Annotated in this window: 17 protein-coding genes; 7 read left to right on the forward strand and 10 right to left on the reverse strand. The window is 64.9% G+C overall.

What is annotated here, in order from left to right; all coding sequences use genetic code 11:
• From yihA to B5483_RS09240, 4 genes are all read left to right on the forward strand, one after another.
• Positions 1 to 642 (forward strand): ribosome biogenesis GTP-binding protein YihA/YsxC, encoded by a 642-nt coding sequence (yihA, locus tag B5483_RS09225; protein ID WP_054945527.1) that lies wholly within the window; start codon positions 1 to 3, stop codon positions 640 to 642.
• A gap of 204 nt (positions 643 to 846) precedes the next feature.
• On the forward strand, positions 847 to 1971 hold the full coding sequence (locus B5483_RS09230) for a DUF47 family protein (RefSeq protein WP_079730355.1): 1125 nt from the start codon (positions 847 to 849) through the stop codon (positions 1969 to 1971).
• An 18-nt stretch (positions 1972 to 1989) separates the two neighbouring features.
• On the forward strand, positions 1990 to 2991 hold the full coding sequence (locus B5483_RS09235) for an inorganic phosphate transporter (protein ID WP_054945528.1): 1002 nt from the start codon (positions 1990 to 1992) through the stop codon (positions 2989 to 2991).
• Between the two features lie 104 nt (positions 2992 to 3095).
• Positions 3096 to 3758 (forward strand): glutathione S-transferase family protein, encoded by a 663-nt coding sequence (locus tag B5483_RS09240; RefSeq protein WP_054945529.1) that lies wholly within the window; start codon positions 3096 to 3098, stop codon positions 3756 to 3758.
• Positions 3759 to 3785: 27 nt separating this feature from the next.
• Here B5483_RS09240 and B5483_RS09245 read toward each other — a convergent pair whose 3' ends face one another.
• Positions 3786 to 4229 carry a cupin domain-containing protein gene (locus tag B5483_RS09245; RefSeq protein ID WP_079730356.1) on the reverse strand — a complete coding sequence of 148 codons (444 nt, stop codon included), beginning with the start codon at positions 4227 to 4229 and terminating at the stop codon, positions 3786 to 3788.
• A 56-nt stretch (positions 4230 to 4285) separates the two neighbouring features.
• Here B5483_RS09245 and dapE point away from each other — a divergent pair, with 56 nt between their 5' ends.
• Together dapE and B5483_RS09255 are read left to right on the forward strand one after the other, a co-directional pair.
• Positions 4286 to 5431, forward strand: a complete 1146-nt coding sequence (gene dapE, locus B5483_RS09250) for a succinyl-diaminopimelate desuccinylase (RefSeq protein WP_079730357.1) — start codon at positions 4286 to 4288, stop codon at positions 5429 to 5431.
• A 112-nt stretch (positions 5432 to 5543) separates the two neighbouring features.
• Positions 5544 to 6782 (forward strand): dicarboxylate/amino acid:cation symporter, encoded by a 1239-nt coding sequence (locus B5483_RS09255; protein ID WP_079730124.1) that lies wholly within the window; start codon positions 5544 to 5546, stop codon positions 6780 to 6782.
• Positions 6783 to 6813: 31 nt separating this feature from the next.
• Here the strand turns inward: B5483_RS09255 and B5483_RS09260 are convergent, their stop codons facing one another.
• The 3 genes from B5483_RS09260 to dapB are packed head-to-tail and all read right to left on the reverse strand — an operon-like array spanning position 6814 to position 8624.
• The gene (locus B5483_RS09260; protein ID WP_079730125.1) at positions 6814 to 7212 is read right to left on the reverse strand and encodes a hypothetical protein; all 399 of its coding nucleotides are present in this window, start codon (positions 7210 to 7212) and stop codon (positions 6814 to 6816) included.
• A gap of 12 nt (positions 7213 to 7224) precedes the next feature.
• Entirely contained in the window at positions 7225 to 7884 is a 660-nt protein-coding gene (gene nth, locus B5483_RS09265) for an endonuclease III (RefSeq protein WP_054945532.1), read from the reverse strand.
• Between the two features lie 11 nt (positions 7885 to 7895).
• Complete coding sequence (gene dapB / locus B5483_RS09270; protein WP_079730126.1) at positions 7896 to 8624, reverse strand: 4-hydroxy-tetrahydrodipicolinate reductase; 729 nt, start codon at positions 8622 to 8624, stop codon at positions 7896 to 7898.
• A gap of 125 nt (positions 8625 to 8749) precedes the next feature.
• Between dapB and B5483_RS09275 the strand changes: the two genes are divergently transcribed.
• On the forward strand, positions 8750 to 9454 hold the full coding sequence (locus B5483_RS09275; protein WP_054945534.1) for an NAD-dependent deacylase: 705 nt from the start codon (positions 8750 to 8752) through the stop codon (positions 9452 to 9454).
• Positions 9455 to 9473: 19 nt separating this feature from the next.
• Here B5483_RS09275 and B5483_RS09280 read toward each other — a convergent pair whose 3' ends face one another.
• The 6 genes from B5483_RS09280 to mutM all read right to left on the reverse strand — a co-directional run bounded on the left by B5483_RS09280 (position 9474) and on the right by mutM (position 15173).
• A complete protein-coding gene (locus B5483_RS09280; RefSeq protein WP_079730127.1) occupies positions 9474 to 10247 on the reverse strand; it encodes a HesA/MoeB/ThiF family protein in 774 nt (257 codons plus the stop codon).
• Positions 10244 to 10675: a DUF983 domain-containing protein gene (locus tag B5483_RS09285; protein ID WP_054945536.1), complete on the reverse strand. Its 432-nt coding sequence runs from the start codon at positions 10673 to 10675 to the stop codon at positions 10244 to 10246. The genes B5483_RS09280 and B5483_RS09285 overlap by 4 nt, the downstream gene beginning before the upstream one ends.
• A 74-nt stretch (positions 10676 to 10749) precedes the next feature.
• Entirely contained in the window at positions 10750 to 11619 is an 870-nt protein-coding gene (locus B5483_RS09290) for a GGDEF domain-containing protein (RefSeq protein ID WP_079730128.1), read from the reverse strand.
• Between the two features lie 265 nt (positions 11620 to 11884).
• Positions 11885 to 13318 (reverse strand): chromosomal replication initiator protein DnaA, encoded by a 1434-nt coding sequence (gene dnaA, locus B5483_RS09295; RefSeq protein ID WP_054945538.1) that lies wholly within the window; start codon positions 13316 to 13318, stop codon positions 11885 to 11887.
• A gap of 544 nt (positions 13319 to 13862) precedes the next feature.
• Positions 13863 to 14123 (reverse strand): 30S ribosomal protein S20, encoded by a 261-nt coding sequence (gene rpsT / locus B5483_RS09300; protein WP_007012246.1) that lies wholly within the window; start codon positions 14121 to 14123, stop codon positions 13863 to 13865.
• 237 nt (positions 14124 to 14360) lie between these two features.
• The gene (gene mutM, locus B5483_RS09305; protein WP_054945563.1) at positions 14361 to 15173 is read right to left on the reverse strand and encodes a bifunctional DNA-formamidopyrimidine glycosylase/DNA-(apurinic or apyrimidinic site) lyase; all 813 of its coding nucleotides are present in this window, start codon (positions 15171 to 15173) and stop codon (positions 14361 to 14363) included.
• Positions 15174 to 15248 lie beyond the last annotated feature (75 nt).

Here is a 15248-nt window from a genome sequence, read left to right on the forward strand (position 1 = left end):
GTGAGCGAGGAATTCGAAGAACTGACCGAGCGCGCGCGCAAGCTCTTTGCAGGACCGGTAACGTTCCTGAAGAGCGCGCCCGCGCTCAAGTTTCTGCCCGATCCGGACGTGCCGGAGATCGCTTTCTGTGGCCGCTCCAATGTCGGCAAGTCCTCGCTGCTCAACGCGCTGACCGGGCGCAAGGCGATTGCGCGCACCTCGGTGACGCCGGGGCGTACTCAGGAGCTGAACTTCTTCGAGGTCGGCGAGCCGCTGCAGTTCCGTCTCGTCGACATGCCGGGCTATGGCTTCGCCAAGGCCCCGCCGGCCGTGGTGGAGAAGTGGCGACGCCTCGTGCGCGACTTCCTGCGCGGCCGGGTGGTGCTCAAGCGCACGCTGCTGCTCGTCGATTCGCGCCATGGCGTGAAGGCGGTCGACGCCGAGATGATGAAGATGCTCGACGAGGCCGCGGTCGGTTACCGAATCGTCCTGACCAAGGCCGACAAGATCAAGGCCACCGAGCTGGAAAAGGTCCACGCCGAGACCGTGGCCGAGGCGCGCAAGCACCCTGCGGCCTTCCCGGAAGTGCACATTACCTCTTCCGAAAAGGGCATGGGCATCGCCGAATTGCGCGCTGCGGTGCTGGCCGATTCCGAAATCTGAATCGGGCCCTTGCGAAGACTACGTTACTGACATTCATCGAATTATCGGGTTCGGCGGGCGATCTTGTGCGATATTCCCGCAGGCCCGGTATGCCGTGCCGCTGGGCGACTCCGGGGAAATCCCGGAATATGACGATTGCGTGACACTCAAGAGTCCCCTAGGGGGCCCGCCAGTGCGTGTTGAGGAAGGAGGATAGTCTTGCCACTGCGCCAGATTGCCGTTCTGCCTTATCGTACACAGGGACCCGCGGTGGATGCACCGATCGAGATCCTGTTGATCACCTCGCGCGAGACGCGTCGGTGGGTGATGCCCAAGGGCAACCTCATGAAGAACCTCCAGCCGCATGCCGCCGCTGCCCGCGAGGCAGAGGAAGAGGCTGGAGTGATCGGTGCGGTCTGTCCGACGCCGCTGGGGTCCTATCGCTATCGCAAGCGCCGCAATTCGGGCGCCTCGGTATGGGCCGACGTCGACGTGTTTCCTTTCGCGGTGACGGAAGAACTCTCGACCTGGGACGAGCAGCACCAGCGTGACCGGCGCTGGTTCTCGTTGACCGATGCCGCCAATGCCGTGGACGAGGAAGACCTCGCCGCACTCATCCGCAGTTTCGGCGCCCGGGAGTTTCGGGCCGCTACCCAAGGCAGCCGGCTGTTCGACGCGGTTGCCGACAAGACAGGGGTCAATGCCATGTTTGCCTGGTTCCAGAAGCTGCTTCCGCAGCAGGGGAACTTCTTCGAGCTGTTCGAGCAGCAGGCCGCCACGCTGGTGGCCGGCGCCGACGCTCTTGCGCGCCTTGCCCAGGGCGGCGCCGGCCGCAACCAGCACATCCGCGAGATCGAGGAGCGCGAGCACGACGCCGACGAGATCACCCGCGAAGTGCTCCACACGGTGCGTCGTACCTTCCTCACCCCGTTCGACCGTTCCTCGATCACCAGCCTGATCACGACGATGGACGATGCCATCGACGAGATGCAGCAGGTGGCCGGCGCCTGCGACCTTTACGATATTACCGACTTCGAGCCGGAAATGCGCGACATGGCCGCGATCATCGTCGATTCGGCGCGTCTGACCGCCGAGGCCATGCCGCTGCTACGCAAGGTTGCCGACAACGGCCATCGCCTGCACGAGCTGACCGAGCGACTGGTGCGCATGGAAGGCCATGCCGACGAGATCCACGCCGCCGGTCTCAAGCGCCTGTTCAAGCAGAGCACGGGCAAGGATCCGCTGCACTTCTTCGTCCGCCAGGAGATGTTCAAGCGTCTCGAGCGCGTGGTCGACCGTTTCGAAGACCTCGCAAACGAGATCGACGGTCTCGTCATCGATCACGCCTGACGCCGATTTCCTGCCCCCATGGATCATAGTCTCGCCCTGCCGCTGCTGATCGGCCTCGTCGCGCTGGCGCTGGCCTTCGACTTCCTCAACGGGCTGCACGATGCCGCCAACGCGATCGCCACGGTCGTGGCAACGCGCCTGCTTTCGCCGGTCGTCGCGGTCCTGTTCGCTGCATTGGGCAACTTCGCGGCCTATTTCTTCGTCGGCCTCCATGTCGCCGAAACGGTGGGCAAGGGCATCATCGACAAGGATGCGGTGACGCCTGCGGTCGTCTTCGGGGCGCTCGTCGGGGCGATGTTCTGGAACGTGGTGACCTGGCTCAAGGGCATTCCCTCCAGCTCCAGCCACGCGCTGATCGGCGGCCTGCTGGGCGCCGGCATCGCCGCGGCGGGGCCGGGCGTCGTCGAAAGCGCGGGCACGACCAAGACGGTCGTCGCCATCTTCCTGTCGCCGATGATCGGCTTCGTCATCGCCATGGCACTGATGCTGGTGACGAGCTGGCTGTTCAAGGGCGCATCCCCGCGTGGATCGAACAGCGTGTTCAAGGGGCTGCACCTGCTGTCCTCGGCGGCCTACTCGATCAGCCACGGCGGCAACGACGCCCAGAAGACCATGGGCATCATCGCCGTGCTGCTCTACTCGACGGGCCACCTTTCGGGCGACTTCCACGTTCCCGAATGGGTCGTCCTCTCGTGCTACACCGCGATTGCGCTGGGCACGCTTTCGGGCGGCTGGAAGATCATCAAGACGATGGGCTCCAAGCTGACCAAGCTCAACCACCACTCCGGCTTTTGCGCCTCTTCGGCCGGCTCGATCGTCGTCTTCGGCGCCAGCGCGCTGGGCATTCCGGTCTCCACCACCCATGCCATCACCGGTTCGGTCGTCGGCACAGGCGCGGCGCGGCGTGCCAGCGCGGTGCGCTGGAGCGTGGCGAGCCGGGTGATCGTGGCATGGTTCATCACCATTCCCGCCAGCGCGATCGTCGGCGCCCTGTTCTACTGGCTGACGCTGCTGTTCTGATCGCGCGCTTCGGCGGCGGGAAGGGGCCTTGCGTCCCGGTTCGCCCTCGACACGGCACGCCTTAACTTCTAGGTCCGGCCTTCAAGCGAGAGGGACCGCCGCCTGTGAAGCTGATCATCGGCAACAAGAACTATTCGAGCTGGTCGCTGCGCGGCTGGCTGGCCTGCAAACAATCCGGCCTTCATTTCGAGGAGCTGACGGTCCCGATCTACGGGGACGACTGGGACCAGCGCAAGAACGAGGGCGAACTTGCGCCTTCGCACGGCAAGGTGCCGATCCTGTGGGACGGCGAGGCCGTCGTGTGGGACAGCCTCGCCATCGTCGATTATCTGGCGGACAAGGTCGGCCGCGACCGTTTCTGGCCCAAGCCGGACGATGCCCGGGCGATGGCGCGCTCGATGGTCGCCGAAATGCATTCCAGCTATCTCCCGCTGCGTCGCTCGCTGCCGATGAACGTGCGTGCGCGGGTGGAAGGCGCGCAGGTGGATGACGAGGTGCGCGGCGACATCGTGCGTATCCTGACGCTGTGGGCCGAGGCGCGGGCGCGCTTCGGCGGCGGCGGGCCGTTCCTGTTCGGAACGTTCAGCGCCGCGGACGTGTTTTACGCCCCGGTCGTCAGCCGGTTCCTGACTTACGGTGTCGGCGTCCCCGGTTTCGCCCAGGCCTACATGCAGGCGGTCTGGGAACACGAATGGATGCAGCAGTGGGTCGGTGCTGCCGAATCCGAGGATTGGGTGATCGAGCAGTTCGAGGTCCCCGCGACCTGAGCGGCCCCCGAGAGGACCTGCGCGTGTTCAATAGGGCGTGCCGTCCTTGTGGACGTAGCCCGTCTCGTTCCACATCATGTCGATGTCCGGATAGGACCCGCAGGTATTCCTGCCGGCACCGATGGCGACGAACACGCAGTCCTGCCCGCTCTCGTTGACGAGGTGGTGCCCGTCCTCCACGCCCTTGGGCCAGGCGCAGATGTCGCCTGCGCGCAGCACGGTGCGCCCTTCGTCCTCGATCAGCACGGCCTCGCCGCTCAGCATGACGAGCAGCTCGTCCTCGCCTTCGTGCCAGTGCCGCTGGCTGGACCAAGCGCCGGGCTTCAGGACGACATGGCTTGCGCCCATCTCGGTCAGCCCGCCCGCAGGGGCGAGGCGCTTCCACCAGCGGCCCTCTACGGCCTTGTCGAAGGGGGCGGGATAGCCGGTGGCATTGGACTGCGGAATCGCATCGAGATCGATTTTCGGCATGACTTCCTCCTTGCCGCCTATGGTCAAGGCCGCAGGCATGTGCGATGGGCCGCGATATGTCCCAGACCGCGCCTTCCACTGCAAGCGTTGCCGAGCTTGCCGAAGCCCTGATCGCCTGCCCGAGCGTCACCCCCGCCATGGGGATGGTGTTCGACTGTCTCGAAGGTCAGCTCGAGCCGCTCGGGTTCGAAGTCGTGCGCTTCGTTGCGGGCGAGGCGCCCGATGGTCCGGTCGAGAATCTCTTCGCGATCCGCAAGGGCCCCGAGGGCTCGCGTCACTTCGCCTTCGCCGGGCACCTGGACGTCGTTCCGCCGGGAGAGGGCTGGACCAGCGCTCCGTTCATGCCGGAGCGGCGTGGAGAGCTGCTCTATGGCCGCGGTGCCGTCGACATGAAAGGTTCGATCGCGGCGATGGTCGCGGCCGCGCGCGAGATCCCGCAGGAAGCCGGGACGATCAGCTTCGTCATTACAGGCGACGAAGAAGGCCCGGCCCGCTTCGGCACGGTCGCGCTGATCGACCTGATGCGCGAACGCGGAGACATTCCGGACTTGTGCCTCGTCGGCGAACCGACCTCGGTCAATCGTCTCGGCGACATGATGAAGATCGGTCGCCGCGGTTCGGTGAACATATTCCTCGAGGTCGAGGGAACGCAGGGCCACGTCGCCTACCCGCACCTCGCGCATAATCCGATCACGCCGCTGGTCGCGATGCTGGCCGAACTCAACGCGCTGCTGCTCGACGAGGGGACGGACTGGTTTCAGGCCTCGAACCTCGAAGTGACCGACATCACCGTCGGCAACCCGGCACACAACGTGATCCCCGCCAAGGCGATGGCGCGCATCTCGATCCGCTTCAACGACATGCATACCGGCGCGCGACTGGGCGCACGGGTGACCGAGATCGCCGAGAAGCACGGCGGCACAGCGCGCCCGGTGATCTCCGGCGAGGCGTTCCTGACCGAGCCGGGCACGTTCTCCGACCTCCTGGCCGACGCGATCCGCACCGAAACCGGCATCGAGCCGGAACTGTCGACGAGCGGCGGCACGTCCGATGCGCGCTTTCTGAAGGACATTTCTCCGGTCATCGAATTCGGCCTGTGCAACGCGACGATGCACAAGCGCGACGAGGCCGTGGCGGTGGAAGACCTCGAGGTTCTGACCCGGATCTATCGAAGGACGGTACAAAACGCTCTGAAGGCTTGAATTATCGCCCCGCGCTTGCGAGCCTTGGGCGATGATCTGGATTGCGTCGCCCCTTCGCGGTGACGGCCAATGGCCTGCGGGGCACTTCCCGCGGTGCCGGAAGGGGTAATCGATGCTGCGTTTCTGGTTTGCCGTGCCCCTCTGGCAGCGCGTGGTCGCTGCACTGGTGCTGGGTGTGATTACCGGCCTGCTGTGGGGGCCTGAAGCCGAATCGATCAAGTGGATCGGCGATTTCTTCATCAAGTCGATCAAGATGCTGGTCGTGCCGCTCATCTTCGTCTCGATCGTCGGCGGCATCGCATCCATCGGCGACTTGCGCAAGCTGGGCGCGGTCGGCTGGCGGGCCATGGTGCTGTTCGTGGTGACCAGTCAGATCGCCGTCTGGCTCGGCCTGGCCCTCGGCACGATCTTCACGCCCGGTGTCGGCCTCGACACGAGCGCGATTGCGGCGGGCGCGACGCCTGAGCCGGTTGCGACGAGTGCGGTCGACATGATCCTCTCGATGGTGCCGGAAAGCCCGGTCAAGGTCATGGCCGATGCGCAGGTACTGCCGCTCATCGTCTTCGCCCTGTTGATCGGCATCGGCATCGTCATGGCCAAGGAGGAAGGCCAACCGCTCGTCCGCGTTTTCGACAGCGGCTCGATCGTCATGCAGAAAGTGACGATGATCGTGATGGAGCTGACCCCCTTCGGCGTCTTTTCGCTGATGGCATGGGTGGCCGGGACACTGGGGCAGGATGCCCTCGTCGCGCTGGCCAAGCTCGTGGTGCTCAACTACCTCGGCTGCCTGCTGATCATCGGTGTCATGTACGCTTCGATCATAAAGTTCCTTGCCCGCCTGCCGGTCCGTCACTTTTTCCGCGGCATCATCGATGCCATGGCCGTCGCCTTTTCGACTGCCTCTTCCAATGCGACTTTGCCGGTGACCCTGCGCTGTGCAGAGCGCAATCTCGGCGTGAGCCGCCCCACCGCAAGCTTCGTCGTCTCGCTGGGGGCGACGATCAACATGGACGGTACGGCGATGTACCTGGGTCTGGCGACGCTCTTCGGCGCGCAGATCTTCGGCATTCATCTCGGCTTTTCGGATTACATCTTGATCTCGGTGCTCGCGACGCTGGGCTCGGTCGGCGCGGCCGGCATTCCGGGAGCGGGGCTGATCATGATGGCGCTCGTGTTCGGGGCGGTCGGCGTTCCCCTGGAGACCATCGCCTTCGTCGCCGGGGTGGATCGGATCATGGATATGATGCGCACCGCGACCAACGTCACCGGCGATTCGGCGGTGACGACGGCGGTTGCGGTCATGACCAACGAAATCGACCGCGCAAAGATGATCAGCGCCGACGACGTCTAGGCGTTCGTCCGGCGCCCGTCGCCGGACCGGTTTACTTGTCGAGCAGCTTGACCGGAACGAAGTCGCTCAGTCCGCAGGCCCCCTGGCGCTGATACTGGCCGCCGTACTGGCGGATGGGATAGATGATGTCGTTCCTGCACAGTTGGGTCAGCGAGGTTTCGAAACTGAAGCTGTCGGCCGATTTGAGGCCCGCGCACCGCTGGGGCAGGGTGACGCGCCAGACCTTGCTGCCTGCGCCGCCGATGAAATCGATGGTCCAGTCATCGCGGATGCGGGTGGTGGAATAGCTGCTGAGCGGCAGGCAGCTGACGGCCTTGCCGATGACTTCGGCGGCCGGTGACGCCGGCGGTGCCTCACCCGGCGCGGTCTTCGCGCAGGCGGCAAGTGCCAGTGGCAGCACGGCAATCGACAATGCGACGGAACGCTTCATGGCAACCTCCTGTCAGGAAGCCTTTTTCGCGGCTCCCTTCTCCATGATCTTGGGCTTGTAGGCGCACAAGTCAACGACCGGGCAGCGCCAGCATTCCGGGCTGCGGGCCTTGCAGATGTAGCGGCCGTGCAGGATCAGCCAGTGGTGTGCGCCGACGCGAAACGGGGCAGGCACCTTCTTCTCAAGCTGCTTTTCGACCGCGAGCGGGGTCTTGCCCTTGGCAAGCCCGGTGCGGTTGCCGACGCGGAAGATATGGGTGTCGACCGCAAAGGTCTCGGCCCCGAAGGCGCAGTTCATCACGACATTCGCGGTCTTGCGGCCGACGCCAGGCAATTCGACGAGTGCATCGCGGTCCTGCGGGACTTCGCCGTCGTAACGCTCGACCAGGATCTCGGACAGGGCGATGACGTTCTTGGCCTTGGAGTTGAACAGGCCGATCGTCTTGATGTGCTCCTTCAGCCCGGCTTCGCCCAGTGCGACCATCTGCGCAGGCGTCTTTACCTCGCGAAACAGCGCGCGGGTCGCCTTGTTGACGCCGACGTCAGTCGCCTGCGCCGAGAGCACCACGGCGACGAGGAGCTGGTAGGTATTGCCGAATTCCAGCTCCGTCTCCGGCGAGGGGTTGAGCTCGGCAAGGCGCCGGAAGAACTCGAAGACGTTGTCCTTCTTCACCGGAGCGCGCCTTAGAGCCCGAGGACCTCGGGCATCGTGTAGCGGCCGGGCTTGCGCTCCAGCATCCACTGCGCGGCCTTGACTGCCCCGCGTGCGAAGATGCCGCGGTTCTCGGCCATGTGGGACACGGCGATGCGTTCGTTATCGGCCAGGAAGTGGACGGTGTGATCGCCCGCCACGGTGCCGCCGCGCAAGGCGGCAAAGCCGATCGTGCCGGTTCCGCGCTTGCCGGTGATGCCGTCGCGGCCGCGCTCGGAATTGTCCGCCAGGGCGATGCCGCGCCCCTTGGCGGCGGCTTCGCCCAGCAGCAGCGCAGTACCCGAAGGCGCATCGACCTTCATGCGATGGTGCGTTTCGACGATCTCGATGTCCCAGTCTTCGTCCAGGCGGCTCGCGGCCTCGCGCACGAGATGCGCCAGCAGGGTGACGCCCAGCGAAGTATTGCCGGTCTGCAGCACGGGGATCGATTCGGCCGCCGTGTCGATCAGCCAGTGGTGGCGTTCCTCGAGCCCGGTGGTGCCGATGACGATCGGCTTGTTCGCCGCGATCGCCGCCTCGAGATTGCCTTCGAGGGCACCGGGGCTGGAGAAATCGATCAGCACATCGGCCCTGGCGGCCAGTGCGGCGACGTCGCCGTCCTTGTCCACTCCGCCAGCCAGCTCCTCGCCCGCCGCACCGATCGCTTCCGCGATTGCGCGACCCATGCGTCCTTCGCTGCCGATGATTCCGATGCGTGCCACGTTACAATCTCCATGGGGGCGGCAAGCCGAACTTGTTTCGGCGTGGTTCGTGCCCCAGACTTTGTCCTGCGCATGGCGAAAAATGGCCCCTGAAACAAGGTCGGGGTGATGTTACGGGAATTTGCATGAACCAGATTCGCAATATCGTGATCCTCACCGGCGCCGGCGTTTCCGCCGAAAGCGGTATCGATACCTTTCGCGACGGCGGCGGCTTGTGGGAAAAGCACCGGGTGGAGGACGTGGCGACGCCCGAGGCGTTCGCGCGCGATCCGGAGCTTGTCCTGCGCTTCTATGACATGCGGCGCGAGGCAATCCAGACCAGGCAGCCCAACGCCGCGCATCACGCGCTTGCCCGTCTCGACGCCGAGTGGCGGGGAGAACTGCTGATCGTCACCCAGAACGTCGACGACCTGCACGAGCGGGCGGGGGCGAGCCGGGTCCTGCACATGCATGGCGAGCATCTCAATGCATGGTGCACGGCCTGCGACGTGCGTTCGCCGTGGACCGGCCCGCTGCTGGACCGTCCCCCCTGTCCCGAGTGCGGCGAGGCCGCGCTTCGGCCCGACGTCGTATGGTTCGGCGAGATGCCTTACGGCATGGAAGAGATCTTCGCGGCGCTGCGTGATGCAGATCTGTTCGTGTCGATCGGCACATCCGGTGCGGTCTACCCCGCCGCCGGATTCGTGCGCAATGCGCGGGATCTGGGCGCGGCAACGCTTGAACTCAATCTGGAGCCGAGCCAGGGGACCGGCTGGTTCGACGAGGCGCGGCACGGCCCGGCCACCGAAGTGGTCCCGGCTTGGGTGGATGAACTGCTGGCCCGGCAATGAGGCCGGGACCGGTGCGGCCTCAGCGCGTGGAGCCGCAGCCCTTGCAGTTGGGGTCCTTGGCGATTCGCAGCGGTCGCATCGAAGGGGCCAGCCCGTCGATAAGTTGCAGCGTGCCGAACTGTGGCACGCCCAGCGCGGCTTGCCCGGCAAGCAGGACGCGCATGGCATGCATGGCCGCGAATGTGCCGACCATGCCTACCATCGCGCCCAATACGCCGTCGGCCGCGCAAGTGTCGCAATCTTCGGCATCGAAGGCATCGCCCACGAAGCAACGGTAGCAGGGCTGGTCGGACAGGTGCCCGGCGAAGTTCGCGACCTGACCCTGGAAGCGACCCACCGCGGCGCTCGTCAGGGGCAGCCCCAGTTTGACGCAGGTATCTGACACCAGAAGGCGAGTCGCGAAGTTGTCACAACCGTCCAGTACGACGCTCGCGCCGGCGAGGATCTGTGCGACGTTGTCAATTCCCACCCGCTGGACGATCGCACGCACCTCAAGGCCAAGATCAAAACGCCGCACCCATTCGGCTGCCGCTTCCGCCTTGGGCTTGCCGATATCAGACGGCGTGAAAATCGTCTGGCGCTGGAGGTTGCTGACGTCGACGACGTCGTCATCCACCAGGGTCAGTCGGCCTATGCCGGCTGCGGCGAGGTATTGAAGGGCAGGACTGCCGATCCCGCCGCAGCCGACAAGCACCACGTGCGCATCGGTGAGCGCCATCTGACCGGCGCCGCCCACTTCGGGCAGCACGATGTGCCGGGCGAACCGTTCAAGTCGATCCGGTGTGAGAGTCATATCTTGTCCGAACCCGCCTTGGCATCCTGGCCCTCGGGCAGCCGTTCCCTGGTGAAGCCGTGCAGCCCATACCACCATTGCGCGGCGATCACTGCGCCCTTGGAAGGTTGCAGCATGCCCAGCATCATCGCCAGCGCCAGCGGCACAAGAATCGCGAACATGCCCGCGGGGCCCAGGTCGAAGTCCTTGGACAGGGCGATGATGAGCGGCGCCATGAGGTGGCCGGTGACGATGATCGCGATGTAGGCCGGGAAATCGTCAGCCCGCTGCGGGCTCCAGTCGATTCCGCAATGCGGGCATGCGTCGAGCGGTTTGAGCCACTTGCGAAACAGCGGTGCTTCCCCGCAGCGGGGGCACCTGCTGCGAATTCCGCGCAGGGCAGCCTGCCAGAACGTGGCGGGCAACGAAGGGGTGAGACCGGGAGCCATGCGGCCCGCTTAGAGCAGGAGCGAGGCCGGGGAAAGGAGGAAGGCGAGGGGCAGGGGGCGAGCCTGCCGCGCGATCATTCCTCTTCGAGCTGCTCCTCCTCGGCGATCTGCAGGCGATTGCGTCCGCGCGCCTTGGCGACATAGAGCGCCGCATCCGCTCGCCTGGTTGCATCGCCCAGTTCGGCGAAGCTGCGCAGCGGCGCCAGCCCGCAGGAGAAGGTGACCGGCCAACTGTCTTGCCCCAGTTCGCAGTCGAGCGCGATCGAGGCGCGCAGGCGCTCAAGCACGAGGCGGGCCTCGTCGAGCTGGGTGTCGGGAAACAGGACCGCGAATTCTTCGCCGCCCCAGCGCGCGGCGACGTCGGTGCGGCGCAGCCCCCCTTCAAGGCGTTTGGCCAGCGCGCGCAGCAGCGAGTCGCCGGCATCGTGGCCGAACTGGTCGTTGATGAGTTTGAAGTGGTCGATGTCGATGAAGGCGAGGACGGCATTGGCGTTGCCCTGCAGGATTTTCTCGGCTGCATCGAGGAAACCGCGGCGGTTGCGGATGCCGGTCAGGGCATCGCGTTCGGCTGCGGTGACCAGTTGTTCGATACGCGCAGCGGACTCGTTGGCGGCGGTCGCGACGCCATGGAGCAGGCGCCCGACGAGATCGCTGCCGCCGTCCGGTATATGGGATATGCGCTCGCCGTTCTGGATAGCCTCGAGCATTGCCGTGGCCCGGGCGATCGGCGAGAGCAGGGCGTGGATCGCGGTGATCCCAAACCCGGTGCCCAGCAATGTCGCCAGGAGCAGGGCGATGAGGGCGGTCGGTTGCCACTCACCGGTGATGACTTGCAGGCTGACGTAGGTGATCAGCGGGACATGAACTGCGCCGAAGCAGATCAGGAGGATCCGCCATTCGTAATTGCGCGGGAACAAGAATGTCGTGGCTCGGTAGAAGCGCATGGGGGGGGTGCCTTCTCGTTGCAATTCGGCCTTTCTACTCGAAAAGTAACGGGAAGTGCTTTTCCAATAGTTAATTGAATTTTCGAACCATCTGAAAAATGGAGATTAATTTCTTGTAAGGTGATTTTGCGCTTTTACGGGTTATCGGCCCGCGGGCGTCAAATGTCCAAACGCAAGGAGCGCGAAAGGCTCGAACCTTTCGCGCTCCTCATGGGATATCCCTGTTGGGAACCCTGTGAATTTACCGGGGCAAGCCCGGGAAAACTCAGCTTTCCAGCTGTCGCAGCAGCGAACGGACGTCGCCGTCCATGTCGGCATCGCGGGTGCGCAGTTCCTCGATCAGGCGCACGGCATGGATCACCGTAGAGTGATCGCGTCCGCCGAACTTGCGGCCGATCTCCGGGTAGGAGCGCGGCGTCAGCACCTTGGCGAGATACATGGCGACCTGCCGCGGACGAACCACGGCACGCGCGCGGCGCTTCGAACTCATCTCGGTCCGGTCGATCCGGTAGAACTGGCAGACCGTGCGCTGAATCTCGTCGATGGTGATCCGGCGGCGGTTGGCCGACAGGATGTCGGTGAGCTGTTCCTCGGCCAGCTGCAGCGAGACGGCCTGCCCGGTAAGCTGGGCATAGGCGATCAGCTTGTTGAGACCACCGACGAGTTCACGCACGTTGCGGTTGATCGTCCGTGCAAGGAACTCGATGACGTCGGCCGGGACCTCGATCGAGGAGAAACGCTGGAGGCGGTTCTCCAGGATCGAACGGCGCAGTTCGATGTCGGCCGGCTGGATGTCGGCGACGAGGCCCATCGACAGGCGCGAGAGCAGGCGCGGCTCGACGCCGTCGAGCGCCTGGGGCGCGCGGTCGGCTGCGAAGACGAGGCGCTTGCCTTCCTGAAGCAGGGCATCGATCGTGTAGAGCAGCTCTTCCTGCGCCGAGGCCTTGCCGATGATGAACTGGATGTCGTCCACGAGCAGCAGGTCGAAACCACGCAGGCGCGCCTTGAACTCGATCATCTGGTTCTGGCGCAGCGCCTGGACGAATTCGACCATGAAGCGCTCTGCCGAGCAGTAGAAGATCCGCGCATGCGGGTGGTTCGCAAGGTAGGCATGCCCGATCGCGTGGAGCAGGTGCGTCTTGCCCTGTCCGGTCGCTGCCTTGAGGTAAAGCGGCGAGAACTGGGGCTTTTCACCGGCTGCCATGCGCTGCGCGGCATTGCAGGCGAGCACGTTGGCGGTGCCGGTCACGAAAGTCGAGAAGGTCTGCGACGCATCGATGCCTGCCGGCCCCTGACCCAGCGACGCGAAGGCATCGCCGCTCAGCGCCGCCGAGATCGCGTCGCTTGCACCCACGACCGAATCGTTCGCCGGCGCGTGGCTGGGACGGCCGCCATGGCCGAGACGCAGCTCGGGCAGCTGGCGACGGCCCGGGTGAACGAGAATGCGCACGTGGCGCACGTCGGGACGGGCGATCTTCCATGCCAGCGAGAGGCGATCGGCAAATCGGTCATTGACCCAATTCGCCGAGAACTCGGTCGGCAGGTACAGATCGAGCGTACCCGTTTCCTTGCAATAGTTGCCGGGCTGGATCGGCTTGATCCACTGGCTGTGAGCCTGGTGTCCCAGGTCCTTGCGCAGGCCCTGGCTGATGTCTGCCCAGTCCGCCGCCAAATTCACGGCTTCCTGATCCTCTTCCATCACCACTTTTCCTGCCTTCGATTTCTTCACTGTCTGGTTTGCGCCCTGACCCGCCGAATTACCTGTCACTTGGTCGAACTCCCCTTGCCCGCAACCAACCCCCGATATTCGGGCCGGCAACGGAACTGGTCTCATCACGATTGCAAGGCAAAACGACCCCGTCACCGCAAACGCGAGTTTGCGGCAATTGTCTTACATGCTTTCGATATTCCCCGGCCAGTTCCGCAACGGCCGAGGACCTTCATAAGGAGGCCTTGGGCCGACAGGCAAGACGGTCGGTTCAAATAAATAAAATTATCTCGGCTTGACTCACGGAAGACTGCCGAAAAAGCGTCATGAAGTATTTTCTTACTGAAATTTCAGTAACTTACGAAAATGCCTATGACGAATCGCAGCTATTCCGCGCACTTGCGGATTCTTCCGCACTGCAGCACCGGAAACAAGAACGGAGCCGGAGATTATCTCTCCGGCTCCGTTCTTGTTTCGTGCCTGCTTCACCCTGCGTTTGGAGTCGCGACTCCAGTCTCAGGTGATTCGCGGCGACTCAGAGAGCGGCGACGCGCTTGCTGAGGCGCGACATCTTGCGCGCAGCGGTATTCTTGTGGAGCACGCCACGGGCAACACCACGGGCCAGCTCGGGCTGGGCAGCCTTCAGGGCTTCCGCAGCGGCAGTCTTGTCGCCACCGGCGATGGCGCTCTCGACCTTCTTCACGAAGGTGCGGATGCGGCTGACGCGGTTGATGTTGATCTCGGCGCGGCGCTCATTGCGACGGATGCGCTTGCGGGCTTGCGGCGTGTTGGCCATGAACTTTCCTCTGTCTGGCCGCCGGGCGGCCCAATTGCCTGTCGAATCTGCTGCTGGCGAGCGGACTCGCCGGAAAGCGCGCCCCTTAGCGGCAGGCGGTGCTTGCGTCAAGCCGCAGGCATGGCTGCAAACCGCCTGATTCTGCAGCTTTGGCCCAATATCGCCGCTCCCGGTGCGCGTGGCCGGGCCTGTTGCGGGCGACCTTGGCGCAGACTCGCAATGGCAAGCGGCCTCGCACTATTTCTGGCAGCGCCTGCACCAGAAGGTGCTGCGCCCGCCCTGGACGAAGCGCAGGACCGGCGCGCCGCAGGTGCAGGCCTGCCCTTCGCGGCCGTAGACCTGCCAGGAGGCGGCGAAATAACCCAGTTCGCCGGTCGGCTGCGCATAGTCGCGAATGGTCGACCCGCCGGCCGCGATCGATTCGGTCAGCACCTCGCGGATCGCCGGCACGAGTCGGGCGAGGGCGGGCAGGGATACCCGGCCCGCCGCTTTGTCCGGGCGGATGCCGGACCGGAACAGCGCCTCGCATACATAGATATTGCCGAGGCCAGCCACGATCGTCTGGTCGAGCAGGAGTTGCTTGATCGGCGCGGTGCGGTCCTTGAAGGCGGCGCGCAGGTGCGCGGGCGTGAGCGCGTCGCCCAGCGGTTCCGGCCCCATGTCGGCAAACGGGCCCCAAGCTTCGAGTCCTTCGGTTGCAACGAGGTCGACCGAGCCGAAGCGCCGGGCGTCGTTGAGCGCGAGGACATGGCCGGAGCCCGTTTCGATCACGAGGTGGTCGTGTTTCTCGGGCCGTTCCGGCTCGATCCGCCAGCGACCGGACATGCCGAGATGGAAGACCATGGTCTGGCCGCGGTCGCTATGGATCAGCCCGTATTTCGCCCGGCGTCCCATCGCGGTGACCGTGGCACCGGTCATGACCTGCACGAGATCGGGCGGGAAGGGGCGGCGTAAGTCGGGGCGGTTGACCGCGATGCGCGCAATCCTCTCGCCTTCGAGAAAGCGGGCAAGCCCACGCACGGTCGTCTCTACTTCGGGTAATTCTGGCATCGCCATGCAGATAGGCGCGCGATGCCCTCCTGTCATCGTCCGTGATCGTTGGGCCCGGTCGCGCTCGCCAATCGC

It is taken from the genome of Novosphingobium mathurense (genome assembly GCF_900168325.1).
Taxonomy (GTDB): Bacteria; Pseudomonadota; Alphaproteobacteria; order Sphingomonadales; family Sphingomonadaceae; genus Novosphingobium; species Novosphingobium mathurense.